The sequence below is a fragment of the Streptomyces sp. NPDC102270 genome (genome assembly GCF_044766405.1).
Lineage (GTDB): Bacteria > Actinomycetota > Actinomycetes > Streptomycetales > Streptomycetaceae > Streptomyces.
Window position 1 is genome coordinate 389,623 of the sequence record NZ_JBIWLX010000006.1, and the last position, 16,251, is coordinate 405,873.

Annotated in this window: 17 protein-coding genes; 11 read left to right on the forward strand and 6 right to left on the reverse strand. The window is 69.9% G+C overall.

Annotation, left to right across the window (positions count from 1 at the left end; genetic code table 11):
- Positions 1-51 precede the first annotated feature (51 nt).
- Entirely contained in the window at positions 52-777 is a 726-nt protein-coding gene (locus tag ACIRP7_RS14590) for a DsbA family oxidoreductase (protein ID WP_403658140.1), read from the forward strand.
- Between the two features lie 98 nt (positions 778-875).
- Positions 876-1,928 (forward strand): aminotransferase class V-fold PLP-dependent enzyme, encoded by a 1,053-nt coding sequence (locus ACIRP7_RS14595; RefSeq protein WP_403658143.1) that lies wholly within the window; start codon positions 876-878, stop codon positions 1,926-1,928.
- Positions 1,929-2,179: 251 nt separating this feature from the next.
- Here the strand turns inward: ACIRP7_RS14595 and ACIRP7_RS14600 are convergent, their stop codons facing one another.
- The gene (locus tag ACIRP7_RS14600) at positions 2,180-2,482 is read right to left on the reverse strand and encodes a hypothetical protein (protein WP_403658448.1); all 303 of its coding nucleotides are present in this window, start codon (positions 2,480-2,482) and stop codon (positions 2,180-2,182) included.
- 155 nt (positions 2,483-2,637) lie between these two features.
- Between ACIRP7_RS14600 and ACIRP7_RS14605 the strand changes: the two genes are divergently transcribed.
- Positions 2,638-2,844: a hypothetical protein gene (locus ACIRP7_RS14605; RefSeq protein ID WP_403658146.1), complete on the forward strand. Its 207-nt coding sequence runs from the start codon at positions 2,638-2,640 to the stop codon at positions 2,842-2,844.
- Positions 2,845-2,872: 28 nt separating this feature from the next.
- Here ACIRP7_RS14605 and thpD read toward each other — a convergent pair whose 3' ends face one another.
- The 5 genes from thpD to ACIRP7_RS14630 all read right to left on the reverse strand — a co-directional run bounded on the left by thpD (position 2,873) and on the right by ACIRP7_RS14630 (position 7,533).
- Positions 2,873-3,766, reverse strand: coding sequence for an ectoine hydroxylase (gene thpD / locus ACIRP7_RS14610; protein WP_403658149.1), 894 nt, complete (start codon positions 3,764-3,766; stop codon positions 2,873-2,875).
- Between the two features lie 4 nt (positions 3,767-3,770).
- The gene (locus tag ACIRP7_RS14615; protein WP_403658152.1) at positions 3,771-4,175 is read right to left on the reverse strand and encodes an ectoine synthase; all 405 of its coding nucleotides are present in this window, start codon (positions 4,173-4,175) and stop codon (positions 3,771-3,773) included.
- A gap of 44 nt (positions 4,176-4,219) precedes the next feature.
- On the reverse strand, positions 4,220-5,491 hold the full coding sequence (gene ectB, locus ACIRP7_RS14620) for a diaminobutyrate--2-oxoglutarate transaminase (RefSeq protein WP_403658155.1): 1,272 nt from the start codon (positions 5,489-5,491) through the stop codon (positions 4,220-4,222).
- Between the two features lie 49 nt (positions 5,492-5,540).
- The gene (gene ectA / locus ACIRP7_RS14625) at positions 5,541-6,068 is read right to left on the reverse strand and encodes a diaminobutyrate acetyltransferase (protein ID WP_403658158.1); all 528 of its coding nucleotides are present in this window, start codon (positions 6,066-6,068) and stop codon (positions 5,541-5,543) included.
- Between the two features lie 364 nt (positions 6,069-6,432).
- A complete protein-coding gene (locus ACIRP7_RS14630; protein WP_403658161.1) occupies positions 6,433-7,533 on the reverse strand; it encodes a pyridoxal-phosphate-dependent aminotransferase family protein in 1,101 nt (366 codons plus the stop codon).
- A gap of 175 nt (positions 7,534-7,708) precedes the next feature.
- Here ACIRP7_RS14630 and ACIRP7_RS14635 point away from each other — a divergent pair, with 175 nt between their 5' ends.
- The 8 genes from ACIRP7_RS14635 (at position 7,709) to ACIRP7_RS14670 (ending at position 16,237) form a co-directional block, all read left to right on the forward strand.
- A complete protein-coding gene (locus ACIRP7_RS14635) occupies positions 7,709-8,560 on the forward strand; it encodes a transporter substrate-binding domain-containing protein (protein WP_403658164.1) in 852 nt (283 codons plus the stop codon).
- Complete coding sequence (locus tag ACIRP7_RS14640; protein WP_403658167.1) at positions 8,557-9,390, forward strand: amino acid ABC transporter permease; 834 nt, start codon at positions 8,557-8,559, stop codon at positions 9,388-9,390. The genes ACIRP7_RS14635 and ACIRP7_RS14640 overlap by 4 nt, the downstream gene beginning before the upstream one ends.
- Positions 9,387-10,157 carry an amino acid ABC transporter ATP-binding protein gene (locus tag ACIRP7_RS14645; RefSeq protein WP_403658170.1) on the forward strand — a complete coding sequence of 257 codons (771 nt, stop codon included), beginning with the start codon at positions 9,387-9,389 and terminating at the stop codon, positions 10,155-10,157. Before ACIRP7_RS14640 ends, ACIRP7_RS14645 begins: the two co-directional genes overlap by 4 nt.
- A 73-nt stretch (positions 10,158-10,230) precedes the next feature.
- Positions 10,231-11,322 (forward strand): amidohydrolase family protein, encoded by a 1,092-nt coding sequence (locus tag ACIRP7_RS14650; protein WP_403658173.1) that lies wholly within the window; start codon positions 10,231-10,233, stop codon positions 11,320-11,322.
- Between the two features lie 408 nt (positions 11,323-11,730).
- Positions 11,731-12,585 carry an ABC transporter permease gene (locus ACIRP7_RS14655; RefSeq protein WP_403658439.1) on the forward strand — a complete coding sequence of 285 codons (855 nt, stop codon included), beginning with the start codon at positions 11,731-11,733 and terminating at the stop codon, positions 12,583-12,585.
- The gene (locus ACIRP7_RS14660) at positions 12,582-13,469 is read left to right on the forward strand and encodes a carbohydrate ABC transporter permease (protein WP_403658176.1); all 888 of its coding nucleotides are present in this window, start codon (positions 12,582-12,584) and stop codon (positions 13,467-13,469) included. The genes ACIRP7_RS14655 and ACIRP7_RS14660 overlap by 4 nt, the downstream gene beginning before the upstream one ends.
- Positions 13,470-13,500: 31 nt before the next feature.
- Positions 13,501-15,138 carry a sugar ABC transporter substrate-binding protein gene (locus ACIRP7_RS14665; protein ID WP_403658179.1) on the forward strand — a complete coding sequence of 546 codons (1,638 nt, stop codon included), beginning with the start codon at positions 13,501-13,503 and terminating at the stop codon, positions 15,136-15,138.
- A gap of 43 nt (positions 15,139-15,181) precedes the next feature.
- Complete coding sequence (locus tag ACIRP7_RS14670; RefSeq protein ID WP_403658182.1) at positions 15,182-16,237, forward strand: LacI family DNA-binding transcriptional regulator; 1,056 nt, start codon at positions 15,182-15,184, stop codon at positions 16,235-16,237.
- Positions 16,238-16,251 lie beyond the last annotated feature (14 nt).

Consider the following 16,251-nt stretch of genomic DNA (forward strand, 5'->3'; position numbering starts at 1 on the left):
CACTGAGCGGGGGAGCCTCCGCAGCCGTCCGACCTGGAGAGAGCCGTAGACATGCGCGTCGAGATCTGGAGCGACATCGCCTGCCCGTGGTGCTACGTGGGCAAGGCCCGCTTCGAGAAGGCGCTGGAGGCCTTCCCGCACCGTGACGGGGTCGAGGTGGTGCACCGGTCGTTCGAGCTGGATCCGGGGCGGGACAAGAACGACGTCGAGCCCGTCCTCGCCATGCTCAGCAAGAAGTACGGCATGAGCCAGGCCCAGGCGCAGGCCGGCGAGGAGAACCTCGGCGCCCAGGCCGCCGCCGAGGGCCTCGCCTACCGGACCCGTGACCGCGACCACGGCAACACCTTCGACCTGCACCGCCTCCTGCATCTCGCCAAGGAGCACGGCAGGCAGGATGAGCTCGTCCAGATCTTCTACCGGGCCAACTTCGCCGAGGAGAAGTCCCTGTTCACCGAGGGCGACGAGCGGCTCGTCGAGCTCGCCGTCGAGGCCGGGCTCGACGCCGACGAGGTCCGCAAGGTTCTCGCCGACCCCACCGCCTACGCCGACGAGGTCCGCGCCGACGAGCGCGAGGCCGCCGAGCTCGGCGCGAACGGCGTCCCCTTCTTCGTCCTGGACCGCACGTACGGCGTCTCCGGCGCCCAGCCCGCCGAGGTCTTCACCCAGGCCCTCACCCAGGCCTGGGCCAACCGCTCCCCGCTGCAGCTGATCGACCAGGGCGACACCGGCGCGGAGGCCTGCGGCCCCGACGGGTGCGCCGTACCCCAGCACGGCTGACAAACACGCAGGTCGGCGCGGATGTATAAGCGTTCCTTGGCGAAACCACGAAGAAAAACGCAATGGACCGACAGGTCTCCCGGCCCCACAGTGGATCCATGGAGACCTTCGAGAGCCTCGTCCGTGCCGAGTTCACCCCGAAGAACACCTTCCTCAACACCGCGAGCAGCGGCCTGCTCCCCGCCCGCACCGTGACCGCCCTCCAGGAGGCCGCGCTGATCCGCGCCGAGGGCAGGCCGCTGGATCCGCTGTTCGAGGACGTGGAGCAGTCCCGCGCCGCGTTCGCCCGGCTCGCCGGCGTCCCGGTCACCCGGGTCGCGGCGGGACCGTCCGTGTCCACCCACTCGGGCCTGGTCGCCGCCTCGCTGGCCCCGGGCGCCGAGGTCCTCACCGCCGAGGACGACTTCACCTCCGTCGTGAACCCCTTCCACACCCGCGGCGACCTCAAGGTCCGCGCCGTGCCGCTGGAACGGCTCGCCGACTCCGTCCGCCCCGGCACCGCCCTCGTCGCCGTCAGCGCCGCCCAGTCCGCCGACGGCCGGATCGCCGACCTGCCCGCCCTGCGAGAGGCGGCCAAAGCACACGGAGCCCGCACCTACGTCGACTTCTCGCAGGCCGCGGGCTGGCTCCCGGTGGACGCGCAGTCGTACGACTACACCGTCTCCACCACCTTCAAGTGGCTGCTCGGCCCGCACGGCGCGGCCTTCCTCGCCGTCCCGGAGGACTTCGGCGATCTGAGGCCGGTGCTCGCCGGCTGGGTCGCGGGGGAGATCCCGTGGGACAGCTGCTACGGCCCCGTCGCCGAACTGGCCCACTCCGCCCGGCGGTTCGACGTCAGCCCCGCTCTGTTCACCTACACGGGCACCCGCCGCTCCCTCGAACTCCTGGAGGAACTCGGCGTGGACGCCGTGCGCGCCCACGACCTCGCCCTCGCCGACCGCTTCCGCGCCGGACTCGCCGCCCTCGGCCACGCACCCCTGCCGGCCCCCGGCTCGCCGATCGTGTCCGTGCCCGGACTCGGCCTGAAACAGCCCGAGTTGAGCGCGGCGGGCATCGAGGTGTCCAACCGCGCCGGCAACCTGCGCGCCTCCTTCCATCTGTACAACACGGCCGCGGACGTCGACCGGCTCCTGGACGCCCTGTCTCCCTGAACCGCTGGCGCCAGGCCGCGCGGGACGCCAGGAAGGGGCACCAAGGGGTGGTGGTGCCGTGGAGTCCACGGACGGGACGACGTCCGTACAGCGACCCGCAGACGCGGAGCTGCACCGGCGGCTGGTGTACGGCGACGAGTCCGCGCCGGCCGAGGCGTACCGGGCGTACGGCGGGCTGGTGCGGGCGGTCGCGTTGCGCGTGACCCGCAGCCCGGCCGCGGCCGAGGACGTCGCGCAGGAGGTCTTCGCGCCTATGCGGCCGCCGTCGCCGGACTCGAGGCGCTGCTGCCCGAGATGGCGGGACGCTGGTCCACCCCCGTCGTGCACGACTGGGACGTGCACGCCACCGTCGCCCATCTGCTCGCCGCCGACGAACACCTGGCCCTGCGGCTCGGTATCGACGCCCGGGTGCCGGGAGCGCGCATCGACGAGGACGCGGACTGGACGGACGCCTGGGAGAGGCGTACCGCCGAGGTGATCGCCCACGAGTACGGCCGTACGCCCGAGGAGACCGTCGCCGACTGGTCCGCGCAGGCGGCCGCGCTGCTCGGCACGCCACATGCCCGCGACCCCGAACTCGGCGTCGGCACAACCCTGTTGATGGGCCTCAGGCTGCCCGTCACCGAGCACTTCCTGGCCCGCCCAGGGGCGGCTGGTCGGGCTGGCCGTCCGCATCCTGGGCGGGACCCTCGGGGCCGGGGCGCCGCCCGTGCTGTTCGCGGTCCGGGGCGGCGAGCAGTGGGTCCTGGGCTCGCAGAGCGACCCCGTGGCCGCCGAACTCACCCTGGACGCCGTGGACTTCTGCCTGCTCGTCGGCGGCCGGTACGCGCCGGACACCGTCCCCCGGGAAACGACGGGCGACGCGGCCGCCGTACGGAACGTACTGGAGCGGGCCGCGTCGCTGTCATGGCTGTGAGGGTCACCCCCCGAGGGTCACCGCAGGGTCACCTCACCGGCGTGAAGTCCCTCGCGCCGATGAACTCCGGTCGCCGTATCGGAGCCGCGAACGGCTCCACGGCCTGGTTCTCCACGCTGTTGAACACGATGAACACGTTGCTGCGCGGGAACGGCGTGATGTTGTCGCCGGAGCCGTGCATGCAGTTGCAGTCGAACCAGGTCGCCGAACCGGCCTTGCCGGTGAACAGCCTGATGCCGTACTCGGAGGCCATCGCGGTCAGCGCTTCGTCCGACGGCGTGCCCGCGTCCTGCATCTGCAGCGACTGCTTGTAGTTGTCCTTCGGGGTGGCACCCGCGCACCCGAGGAAGGTGCGGTGCGACCCCGGCATGATCATGAGTCCGCCGTTGGTGTCGTAGTTCTCGGTCAGCGCGATCGAGACGGACACCGTGCGCATGTTGGGCAGGCCGTCCTCGGCGTGCCAGGTCTCGAAGTCGGAGTGCCAGTAGAAGCCGCTGGCCCCGAAACCGGGCTTGACGTTGATCCGCGACTGGTGGACGTAGACGTCCGAGCCGAGGATCTGCCGGGCCCGGCCGACGACCCGCTCGTCGCGCACCAGGTTCGCGAACACCTCGCTGATTTTGTGCACCTCGAAGACCGAGCGGATCTCCTTGGACTTCGGCTCGATGATCGAGCGCTCGTCCGCGCGGATGTCCGGGTCGGTGACGAGGCGCTCCAACTCGCGCCGGTACAGCGGGACTTCGTCCGGGCCGATGAGCTGGTCGACGGCGAGGAAGCCGTCGCGCTCGAAGGTCTCCAGCTCGGCCGTGGCGATCGGTCCCGGCGCGCCGGGTGCCGACCAGACGACCGGGTCCTGGCGGGGGAGCGACACCTCGGTGGCGCCGCGGCTGGGGTAGAGATCGGTGACGGTGGCGGTGGTCATGCGGTCACACCTCCTCGGGCTCGGTGAGCAGCGGGTAGACGCCGTTCTCGTCGTGGTCCTCCCGGCCGGTCACGGGCGGGTTGAACACACAGATGCAGCGGAAGTCCTCCTTGACCCGCAGCGTGTGCCGCTCGTGGCCGTCCAGGAGGTACATGGTCCCCGGCGTGAGCGAGTGCGTCTGCCCGCTCTCGTGGTCGGTCAGCTCGGCCTCGCCCTCGACGCAGACGACGGCCTCGATGTGGTTCGCGTACCACATCGACGTCTCCGTACCCGCGTACAGGATCGTCTCGTGCAGCGAGAAGCCGACCCGCTCCTTGGCGAGCACGATGCGTTTGCTCTCCCAGGTGCCGGACGCGGCCTTCACGTGGCGGTCGGTGCCTTCGATGTCCTTGAAAGAACGGACGATCACGGTGCTGCGATGCCTCCTACGTAGACGGTGGTTCAGACAGTGGTTCAGGCGGTTTCCCGTACGGCACGGGCGAGGACGCTGAGCCCCTCGTCCAGTTCCTCGGGGGTGATCGTGAGCGCCGGGAGCAGTTTCACGACCTCGCTCTCGGGGCCCGACGTCTCGATGAGCAGCCCGAGTTCGAAGGCCCGGTGCGCCACCCGGCCCGCGCGGTCCTTGTCGTGGAACTCCAGGCCCCACACCAGGCCGCGCCCGCGGTACTCCTTGATGTCGGCCAGGTTCTCCTCGGTGATGGAGATGAGGCCCTGCTCGACCTGCTCGCCGCGCCCGCGGGTCTGCTTCTCCATCGCGGAACCGTCCGCCCAGTACTGCTCCAGGGTGGCGGTGGCCGTGACGAAGGCGGGGTTGTTGCCGCGGAAGGTGCCGTTGTGCTCGCCCGGCTCCCAGATGTCCAGCTCCGGCTTGAACAGGCACAGGGACATCGGAAGGCCGTAGCCGCTGATGGACTTGGACACGGTGACGATGTCCGGGGTGATGCCGGCCTCCTCGAAGGAGAAGAAGGCACCGGTCCGTCCGCAGCCCATCTGGATGTCGTCGACGATGAGCAGCATGTCCTGCCGCTCGCACAGCGCGGCGAGGGCCTGGAGCCACTCCTTGCGGGCGACGTTGATGCCGCCCTCGCCCTGCACGGTCTCCACGATCACGGCGGCCGGCTTGTTGAGTCCGGACCCCTGGTCCTCCAGCAGCCGCTCGAACCACAGGAAGTCCTCGACCGTGCCGTCGAAGTAGTTGTCGAACGGCATGGGGGTGCCGTGGACGAGCGGGATGCCGGCGCCGGCCCGCTTGAAGGCGTTGCCGGTGACGGCCAGGGAGCCCAGCGACATCCCGTGGAAGGCGTTGGTGAAGGACACGATGGCCTCGCGCCCCTTCACCTTCCGCGCCAGCTTCAGCGCGGCCTCCACGGCGTTGGTGCCCGTCGGGCCCGGGAACATGACCTTGTACGGCAGGTCGCGCGGCCGCAGCACCAGGTCCTGGAAGGTCTGCAGGAAGGCGCGCTTGGCGGTGGTCGACATGTCGAGCCCGTGCGTGACGCCGTCGCGCTCCAGGTAGTCGATCAACGCGCGTTTCAGCACCGGGTTGTTGTGGCCGTAGTTCAGTGAACCGGCGCCGGCGAAGAAGTCCAGGTACGCGTGGCCGTCCTCGTCGTACATGCGGCTGCCCTGCGCGCGGTCGAAGACGGTGGGCCAGCCGCGGCAGTAGCTGCGCACCTCGGACTCGACGGTCTCGAAGACGCTGAGGTCGGGCTGGGTGATGGTCACGACGAATCGCTCCTCGGGTGCGTGGGGGTGCGTGGGGGTGCGCGGGGGGTCAGGCGGAGGGGGTGGCGGAAGCGTGGGAGAGGGGCCCGATGCGGTAGAGGACCTCGGGGTCGTGCGGCCCGTCGGGGAACAGGCCCGTGTCGAACAGCACCTCACGCTCCAGGTGGGCGCCATGGCGTTCTGCGAACGCCGTGAACAGCCGCTCGGAGGCGGTGTTGCCCGGCGCGATGGTGGTCTCGACGGTGGTCAGCGGGCGCTCGGCGGAGAGCCGTGCGGTGAGGCCGTTGAGCAGGGCGGCGGCGAGTCCGCGGCCGCGGTACGCCGAGTCCACCGCCACCTGCCAGACGAGCAGGGTGCCGGGGCGGTCCGGGCGGACGTACCCGGTGACGAAGCCGATCGGCTCCCCGCGGTCGTTGCGTGCCACCGCCGACGTGGCGGCGAAGTCGCGGCACCACAGCAGATAGCTGTACGACGAGTTCAGGTCGAGGACCTCGGAGTCGCGGGCGATCCGCCACAGCGCGGCTCCGTCCGCGACCGTCGGTCGGTCGATTTGCAGGTCTGCTTGTGCGGCAATCATGCGAATCGAATTTACCGAGCGAAATTAAAAAATGCATCGCCGGGTGGGGTTACGAACGGATGCTTCATGTGTTATCACGCGTGCGCGCACCGACGCACAAGAAGTGACCGTTATGCACCAGTACGCCCATCAAATAAGGGGCAAATTGATCAAGATGTGTAACGCGTCACAAGCATGTAACCACCACGAGATCTCCCCGAATTCAGCCGGTTCGCGTTCGCAGAATCTTTGCGTTTAGGCCGAGGGAAAGCGGGCAGAAGAAAACGGGACGCTAATCTCTGATAAAGCTCGGAATTACTCCAGCAATTATGCAGCGGTAACCCCGTCGATGCGTTCCCGTAAGAGGCCATGGGTCAATGAACCCCTAGCGCCACGCCTCTTCCGACGCCCGCAGCGCGCCCTCCACGTCCACCGTGAGGCCCTTCTCGTGCAGTGCCGCGCCCAGTGCCGCCAGGCTCGCCCGTACGGCTCCCTGTGTCGCGTCCAGGCCGTAGTGGTTGACCCGGATCATCTCCGTGGCCAGCGCGCCCCCGCCCGCGGCCAGCGGCAGCGTGGGGTCGGACGCGAGGGCGCGGGCGACGAGCTCCGATGCCACCAGGCCGGAGGGGGAGCGCAGCGTCGTGGCGACAGGTGCGGCCTCCCGGTCCTCGTACACGTAGGGCTCCAGACCCCCGCCCAGCGCCCGCGCCCCCGCCCGCGTCGCCGCCGCGGCCGCCCGGTGCCGGGCCATCACCGCGTCCAGCCCGTCCGCCTCGATCCGCTCGACGCACGCCTCCAGCGCCAGCATCTCCAGCTGTGCCGGAGCGTGCAGCAGGGCCTTGCGGCCGCCGTCGATCCAGCGCTCCTTCCAGTCCAGCAGGGAGAGGTACGACCGCCGCGGCGCTGCCGGATTCGCGGCCATCCGGGCCCACGCCCGCTCGCTCACCGACACCGCCGACACACCGGCCGGCCCGCCCATCGCCTTCTGCGCCCCGATCACGCACAGGTCCACGCCCCACGCGTCCGGCAGCACCGGCTCGGCCCCCACGGAGGCGACCGCGTCCAGGTAGAAGAGGGCACCCTGCCGCCGTACGACCTCTCCGATCTCCGCGACCGGGTTCGTGTTGCCGGTCGCCGCCTCCGCGTGCACCAGCGACACGAAGTCGATCGCCGGGTGCTTCTCGAAGGCCGCGGAGATCTGCTCGGCCGTCACCGCCGTGTGGAACGGCACCGCGAGGTCGATCACCGTCGCGCCGCAGTCCCGCAGCCAGTTCCCGAAGGTCTGCCCGTACGGACCGGTGATGACGTTCAGTGCGGTCGTCCCCGGACCGGCGGCGGAGCGGATCGCCCCCTCCAGCGGCAGCAGCGCCTCGCCCTGCATGATCACGACATCCTGCTCGGTGCGCAGCAGCCGCGCCACGCGGTCCTCGATCGAGGCGAACTGTGCCGCGCCGAGCGGGGCCAGGTCCAGGAAGGGGTGCGTCACGACGGTGCTCTCTTCGCTCTCTGGGGTAGACGTGAACGAGCGTAACCGTTCCCGATCACCCCCCGGCGACCGGCGACTTCTTAGGCTGAACGGCCTCGCGACCATCGGTTTGGTTTGAGACACTCAAACCTTTCCTTATAATCGGAACCCACAGTTCCCCCACAGGAGGCCTTCCGTGAACACCCTCTCCGGGCGCCGGACCCGCGTCCTGGCCGCCACCACCGCGACGGCCGGGCTCCTGCTCGTCGCTGCCTGTACCTCCAGCGACGACGGCGGCAGCGGTTCGAAGACCGCCGCGGGCGGGGTCGAACTGGTCAAGGGCGGACAGCTCACCACCTGCACCCACCTGCCGTACCCGCCCTTCCAGTCGGAGATCGACGGCAAGGTCCAGGGCTTCGACGTCTCCCTCATCGACCTGGTCGCCAAGGACCTCGGCGTGAAGCAGGAGATCCTCGACACGCCCTTCGAGAACTTCAAGACCGGCGCCTTCCTCAACTCCGGCTCGTGCGATCTGGCCGCGGCCGGCATGACCATCACCGCGGAGCGCAAGAAGAACGTCGACTTCTCCGACCCCTACTTCGACGCCACCCAGGCCCTCCTGGTCGCCAAGGGCAGCGGGATCTCCTCGCTCGCCGCCGCCAAGGCGAAGAAGGTGAAGCTCGGCGCCCAGGCGCAGACCACCGGCGAGGACTACGTCAAGGGGCAGGGCTTCGACCCGGTCTCCTTCGAGTCCTCCGACGCCGTCCTCAACGGCCTGCGCTCCGGCCAGGTCAAGGCCGTCGTCATCGACTACCCGGTCGTCCAGGGCTGGCTGAAGAACAAGGCCAACGCCGACGCCTTCCAGGTCGCCGACAACATCAACACCGGCGAGCAGTACGGCTTCACCGTGAAGAAGGGCAACACCAAGCTGCTGGCCGCCGTCAACAAGGCGCTCGCGGACGCGAAGGCCGACGGCACGTACAAGAAGCTCTACGAGAAGTGGATCGGCCCGTACGACGAGTCGGTCGCATCTCCCTCCGCATCATGACCGCGGCGGACACGCAAGTCCAGCCTCGCAAAAAGGGTCTGACTCGGCGTCAGAAGCGCAGTCTGTCCCGCGGCGTCCAGTACGCCCTGTTCGTCGCCGCCGTGATCGCCTTCGCGGTCTCGGCGGACTGGGGGCGGCTGAAGAACCAGTTCGCGCAGGCGGACATCGCCGACCAGATGTTCCCCGACGTCATCACCCTGGCGCTGAAGAACACCGTGCTCTACACGCTGTCCGGCTTCGTCGTCGGACTCGTCCTCGGCATGGTCATAGCGCTGATGCGGCTGTCGTCGGTGGGCCCCTACCGCTGGTTCGCCGGCGTCTACATCGAGATCTTCCGCGGGCTGCCCGCACTGCTGATCTTCATCTTCATCGGCGTGGCCGTACCGCTCGCGTTTCCCGGTACGGAGATCATCGGCGGCACCTACGGCAAGGTCGCCCTCGCCCTCGGCCTGGTGGCGGCGGCCTACATGGCGGAGACGATCCGCGCGGGCATCCAGGCGGTGCCCAAGGGACAGCTGGAAGCGGCCCGTTCACTGGGCTTCTCACCGGCCCGCGCGATGATCTCGATCATCATCCCGCAGGCGTTCCGGATCATCCTCCCGCCGCTGACCAACGAACTCGTCCTGCTCTTCAAGGACTCCTCCCTGGTGCTGTTCCTCGGCGTCACCCTGGAGGAGCGCGAACTGTCCAAGTACGGCCGCGACCTGGCCAGTACGACCGCCAACTCCACGCCGATCCTCGTCGCGGGGCTGTGCTACCTGCTGGTGACGATCCCGCTCGGGTTCGTGGTCCGTCGTATGGAGGCCAAGGCCCAGGAGGCCGTGAAATGAGCCGACCGGAGATCGAGGTCAAGGGCCTGCACAAGTCCTTCGGCGACAACGAGGTCCTCAAGGGCATCGACCTGGAGATCGGCCAGGGCGAGGTCGTGTGCGTCATCGGGCCGTCCGGCTCGGGCAAGTCCACGCTGCTGCGGTGCGTGAACCTTCTGGAGGAGCCGACGAAGGGCCAGGTCTTCGTCGGCGGCACCGAACTCACCGACCCCGACGTGGACATCGACGCCGTCCGCCGCCGTATCGGCATGGTCTTCCAGCAGTTCAACCTGTTCCCGCACCTCACGGTGACCGAGAACCTCACGCTGCCGCAACGCAGGGTCCTGCGGCGGGGCAAGGCGCAGGCGGCGAAGGTCGCCGCCGAGAACCTGGAGCGCGTGGGCCTCGCCGAGAAGGCGGACGCCTACCCGGCCTCCCTGTCCGGCGGGCAGCAGCAGCGCGTCGCGATCGCCCGGTCCCTGTCCATGGGCCCCGAGGTGATGCTCTTCGACGAGCCGACCTCGGCCCTCGACCCGGAGCTGGTGGGCGACGTGCTCGCGGTCATGCGGATGCTGGCCCGGGAGGGCATGACGATGATGGTCGTCACCCACGAGATGACCTTCGCCCGTGAGGTCGCCGACCGGGTGATCTTCATGGACGACGGAGTGATCGTCGAGGACGGCACCCCGGACCGGGTCATCGGCGCCCCGAGCCATGAGCGCACCCGCCACTTCCTCTCCCGGCTCCTGGACCCGGCGATGGCCGACGTGGAGGAGAACGACACCTGAAAGGGACACCAAGGGCCCCTTCGAGGGCCCACCGCCCTGGGAGCGGTGACCTCGGGCTGGCTAGGGTGCGGTCATGAGCGATCGCGCGGTGCTGCACGTGAAGGGGCGGATCCTGGCCGGCCCCGAGGACGTCCGGGACGAGCTGTGGGTGGTCGACGGGCGGATCTCCTACGACCGCCCCGTCGCCGCCCGTGACATCCGCACGGTGTCGGGCTGGGCGCTGCCCGGCCTGGTGGACGCGCACTGCCATGTGGGCCTCGGCGCGCACGGCCCGGTCGACCAGGACGTGGCCGAGAAGCAGGCACTGGCCGACCGGGAGGCCGGCACCCTGCTGATCCGCGACGCCGGATCGCCCTCCGACACCCGCTGGGTGGACGACCGCGAGGACCTGCCGAAGATCATCAGGGCGGGTCGGCACATCGCCCGCACCCGCCGCTACATCAGGAACTTCGCCTGGGAGATCGAGCCCGAGGACCTCGTCGCGTACGTCGCCCAGGAGGCCCGGCGCGGCGACGGCTGGGTGAAGCTGGTGGGGGACTGGATCGACCGCGAGGTGGGCGACCTGGCTCCCAGCTGGCCTCGCGAAGCGGTCGAGGCGGCCATCGCGGAGGCGCACCGCCTCGGCGCCCGCGTCACCGCGCACTGCTTCGCCGAGAACTCCCTGAAGGACCTGGTCGAGGCGGGCATCGACTGCGTCGAACACGCCACCGGGCTCACGGACGACCTGATCCCCCTCTTCGCCGAACGCGGCGTCGCGATCGTCCCGACCTTGGTCAACATCGCGACCTTCCCGAAGCTCGCGGACGGCGGCGAGTCCAGGTTCCCCCGCTGGTCGGCCCACATGCGACGGCTCCACGAACGCCGCTACGACACCGTCCGCAGCGCCTACGACGCCGGCATCCCGGTCTACGTCGGCACGGACGCGGGCGGCACCCTCCCGCACGGCCTGGTCGCGGCGGAGGTCGCGGAACTGGTGACGGCCGGGATCCCCCCGCTGGACGCCCTGTCGGCGACGACATGGGGTGCCCGGAGGTGGCTGGGACGCCCAGGACTGGAGGAGGGCGCCGCCGCGGACCTGGTGGTCTACGAACAGGACCCGCGCACGGACGTACGCGTCCTGGCGGCACCGCGGCAGGTCGTGCTGAACGGCCGGGCGGTGGAGTAGGCCGCGGCCGACATCCGACGCGTCACCTTCGGCACCGGGCACCCGGAGTTCAGGTCCGGGGCTGACCGGGTTCGGGTGCGGGCCGCTGGGGGCGGGCGTTGTGCGCAGTTCCCCGCGCCCCTGAATGCCTGCGGCGGATCCGACGTCCGACGTCCGGCGTCCCGCACCATGTGGCCGTCGTGTGCGTCCGCCTGACCCGCCGCTCGTAGCTGACTGAGAGCGTTTTCACTCGCCTTCCCGCTTCGGCGCCCCACGCTGACCTGCGCCAACTCACCACCTTTGTCAGAACTGTTGACCCGTGCATGAAAGCGCTTTAACTTCCTCTTCGATCTGCCCCACCAGGAAGAGGGAATAGCCTTGGCAGTCGTCCGACGAAAACGCTTTCAGAGCAGAGCCCTGCTCCTGCTGATGCTGCCCGGCCTCGCCTACTTCCTGCTCTTCCACTACGGGGCGCTGGTCGGCAACGTCATCGCGTTCAAGGAGTACGTGCCCTTCGACGGGCTGTGGGGCAGCCCCTGGACCGGACTCGGCAACTTCCAACGGATGTTCGAGGACACCGCGTTCTGGGACGCGGTGCTCAACACCGTCTGGATCGCCGTCCTCCAGCTCGTGTTCTACTTCCCGGTCCCGCTCGGCCTCGCCCTGCTGCTGCACAGCCTCACCTGGAGCAGCGTCCGCCGGTTCGTGCAATCCGTCGCCTATCTCCCGCACTTCATCTCGTGGGTGATCGTCGTCGCCCTCTTCCAGCAACTGCTCGGCGACACCGGACTGCTCAACTCCGGCCTGAACGGCATGGGGTTGCACAGCGTCGACATCATCGGCAACCCCGACGCCTTCAAACCGCTCGTCGTCGCCCAGGTCATCTGGAAGGACGCCGGCTGGGGCACGATCATCTTCCTCGCCGCCCTCGCCCAGGTCGACGAGCAGCAGTACGAAGCCGCCGCGATCGACGGGGCCGGCCCCTGGCGGCGCTTCTGGCACGTCACCCTGCCCGCCGTCCGCCCGGTGATCGTGCTGCTGCTGATCATGCGGCTCGGCGACATCCTCTCGGTCGGCTTCGAGCAGATGCTGCTCCAGCGCGACGCGGTCGGCCCCGAGGCCTCCGAGATCATCGACACCTTCGTCTACTACCAGGGCATCGTCGGCGGCGACTACGGATTCGCCGCCGCCGCGGGCCTGTTCAAGGGCGTCGTCGGCGCCCTCCTCGTCTACGCCGCCAACAAGGTCGCCCACCGCCTCGGTGAACAGGGGGTCTACAAGTGAGTGCCCAGGCCCGTCCGGGATGGATGGAGAAACCGAAGCCGGTGACGCAGGCCGCGAAGGCGCTCGCCCTCGCCGCGGTCGTCCTGCTGGTCTGTGTCCCGTTCCTCGTCATCGTGTCGACCTCGCTCGCCTCCACCGAGGAGGTCGTCGACAACGGAGGCTGGGTGCTGTGGCCCACCCACCCCTCGCTCAAGGCCTACCGCGACATCCTCGACGGCGGCATCGTCACCCACGCCCTCGGTGTCAGCGTCGGCGTCACCGTCGTGGGGACCTCGCTGAGCCTCCTGTGCACGGTCACCCTCGCCTACGCCCTGTCCCGCCCCGGCGTCCTCGGCGGCAAGCCCGTCCTGCTCCTCGTCCTGTTCACGTTCCTCTTCCCGCCCGGCATGATCCCGAGCTTCCTGCTGGTCAAGGAGCTGGGGCTGCTGGACAGTTACGCCTCGCTGGTCCTGCCCGTGCTGGTCAACGTCTTCAACCTGGTTGTCCTGCGCGGCTTCTTCCAGGGCATCCCCGACGAGCTCTACGAGGCCGCGCGTCTCGACGGAGCGGGGGACTGGCGGGTGCTCGTCTCCGTCGTACTGCCGCTGTCCAAGGCCGCGTTGGCCGTCGTCGGGCTCTTCTACGCGGTGGCCTACTGGAACTCCTGGTTCTACGCCTCCCTCTACCTGGAGAGCGACCACTGGCCCCTCCAACAGGTGCTGCGTACCTACGTGGTGGCCGGTTCCGGGCTCACCGACGCCACCACCGGCGAGGGCACCGTCACCGCCCCGCAGACCGTGCAGATGGCGGTCCTCGTGATCGCCACCGTGCCGATCCTGCTGATCTACCCCTTCCTCCAGAAGTACTTCACCAAGGGCGTGCTCACCGGCGCCATCAAGAGCTGACCGACCCAAGCCGACACGAGGTGATTCACCCATGCCCAGCATGTCCCGACGCACCCTGCTGCTGTCCGCGGCGGCGGCCTCCGTCTCCGGTGCGCTGACCGCCTGCTCCACCGGCTCCGGCGACAGCGACGTCTCCAACGCGGGCAAGAAGCTGGCCCCCTGGCCCGCGTACAAGGCGGCGAGCGGGCCCAAGCCGGACCTCGCCCCCACCGAGGCGGGCGTCCAGGCCGGATACACCGCCTACCCCGCCGACCTCGTCAAGTCCGTCTCCCGTACGCCGGGCGACGGATCGACCGTCAAGGTCATGTCGGTGTCCTTCGGCACCCCGCCCAAGCCGGCCTCGGCGAACCGGTTCTGGGCGGCCGTCGAGAAGGCGCTCGGGGTGAAGATCGAGTACACGATCGTCTCCCAGGCCGACTACCAGAAGAAGATGGCCACCGTCATGGCGGGCGACCCCGACACCCTGCCCGACATCATCAACCTGTTCTCCGGCTTCGTCCTGCCCCGCGAGGCGGAGTTCGTGCAGCGCCGGGCCGAGGACCTCACCCCGTACCTCTCCGGCGAGGCGATCAGTGAATACCCGAACCTCGCCGGGATCCCCACCCACGCCTGGCAGGACATGGGCCGCATCGGCGGCCGCATCTACGGCATCCCGCTGGAACGCCCGCTGCCCGGCTCCACCCTCTGGCTCAACCAGGGCCTGTTCACCGACGCCGGCATGAAGGAGGGCTGGACCTCCGAGGACTTCGCCGCCGTCGCCCGGCGTGCCACCAGCGGCCGCACGTACGCGCTCGGGGCCGCCAACGGCTCCCTGTTCGGCAATGCCGTGCACGCCGCCGCCCACAACGCGCCCAACGAGTGGGCCGTCACCAAGGACGGCACCTTCCAGCACTGTGCCGCGGACGAACGCTACAAGGCGGCCATCGCCTACCAGGCCCGGCTCCGCAAGGGCGGCTCCTACTACCCGGACTCGACGTCCGTCTCCCAGATCGACCTCACCACGCTCTACTACAACGGCACCGTCGGCTCCATGCAGGACGGCTTCGGCGCCTACCTCCCCAAGTACCGTGAGTCCCAGGGCAAGTTGACCCCGGCCGCGGCCCTCCCGTACAGCGTGGACGGCAAGCCCGGCGGAATCGTCGCCGCCCGCCGCTCCTTCGGCTACACCGTCCTGAAGAAGGCGAAGAAGGAACGCGTCGAACTCCTTCTGCGCATCCTCGACTACCTCGCCGCCCCCTTCGGCAGCCAGGAGTGGGAGCTCGTCCACTACGGCGTCGAGGGCACCCACTTCACCCGCGGCAAGGACGGCTCCCCCGAGCCCACCGAGCTCGGCGAGGTCGAGAACAACACCAACCTGCCGCTGAAGTACCTCGCCGAAGGCCCGCAGGTGCTGTTCGTGCCGGGCATGCCGGATGCCGTACGGGCCCTGCACTCCTGGCAGCGGAAAGTCGTGCCGCACGCCATCCGCAACGCCTCCAACGGCCTGCAGTCCCGCACCAAGAACGCCCAGGGCACCACGCTCAGGGCGATGCTCGACGACGCCGTCACCGGGATCGTCGCCGGACGGCTGCCGCTGTCGGAGTGGGACGCGGTGGTCAAGAAGTGGCGGGCCCAGGGCGGCGACAGAATGGCCGGGGAGTTCGCGAAGGACTACGCGGCCAACACATGAGGCGCCGCCGGTGGAACAGGAGACGCGGGGGATGGAGAACGACATGACGGACACGGGGTCCAGGCGACGGGTCACCATCCGCGACGTCGCCGAGCGCGCGGGGGTGTCGATGGCGACGGCCTCCCGCGCGCTCAGCGGCAACCATCCGGTGCCGGCCGCGACCCGGGCCCGTGTCCTGCGTGCCGCCCGCGATCTCGACTACGTCGCCAACGCGCACGCCCGGGCGCTGGTCGGCGGGGGCCGCAAGATGGCCGCCGTCGTCGTCCGGCAGGTCACCAGCCCCTTCTACGCCCAGGTCGCCGAGGGAGTGGAGGCCGAGGCCGCCGGCCGCGGGTGGCTGTGCGTGGTCGGGGCGACCGGCGGGGATCCGCAGCGGGAGATGGAGTTCGTGCAGCTGATGCGGGAGGAGGGGGCCCGGCTGGTGATCCTCGTCGGCGGGGTCGTCGAGGACGACGCGTACCGCTCCCGCGTGGCCCACTACGCGCAGGCCCTCGACTCCACCGGGGCCCGGCTGGTGCTGTGCGGCCGCCCCGCCCCGGATCCCGAGATCCCGGCGCTGGTCGTGGAGTTCGACAACGAGGCCGGGGCCCGGGCGATCACCGGGCATCTGCTGTCCGCCGGGCACCGGCGGATCGTCTTCCTCGGCGGGCTGCCCGGGAACACCGCCCTGGACGCGCGCGTCGCCGGGTACCGGGCCGCGCTCGCCGAGCACGGGCTGCCCCCGGCGGCCACACGGGTCGTCGACTGCGGCCTCGGACGGGCGGCGGGGCTGCGGGCGATGGCCGAACTGCTCAAGGAGACCAGGGAGTTCACGGCGGTGGTCGCCGGTGACGACATGGTCGCGGCGGGAGCGCTGCGTGCCATCGCCGACGCCGGGCTCGGCGTGCCCGCGGACATCTCCGTCGTCGGCTACAACGACATCCCGCTCGCCGAGGACTTCAACCCCCCGCTGACGACGGTCCGTACGCCTGCCGAGGAGCTCGGCCGCGCCGCCGTACGCATCGCCCTGCGCGACCCCGAACACGCCGCCGGAAGCCACCATCTGCTGGGCACGCACATCGTCGTACGCAAGAGCGTCGCCCCACCACCGACCCACTAAGGACTCACCCCCGT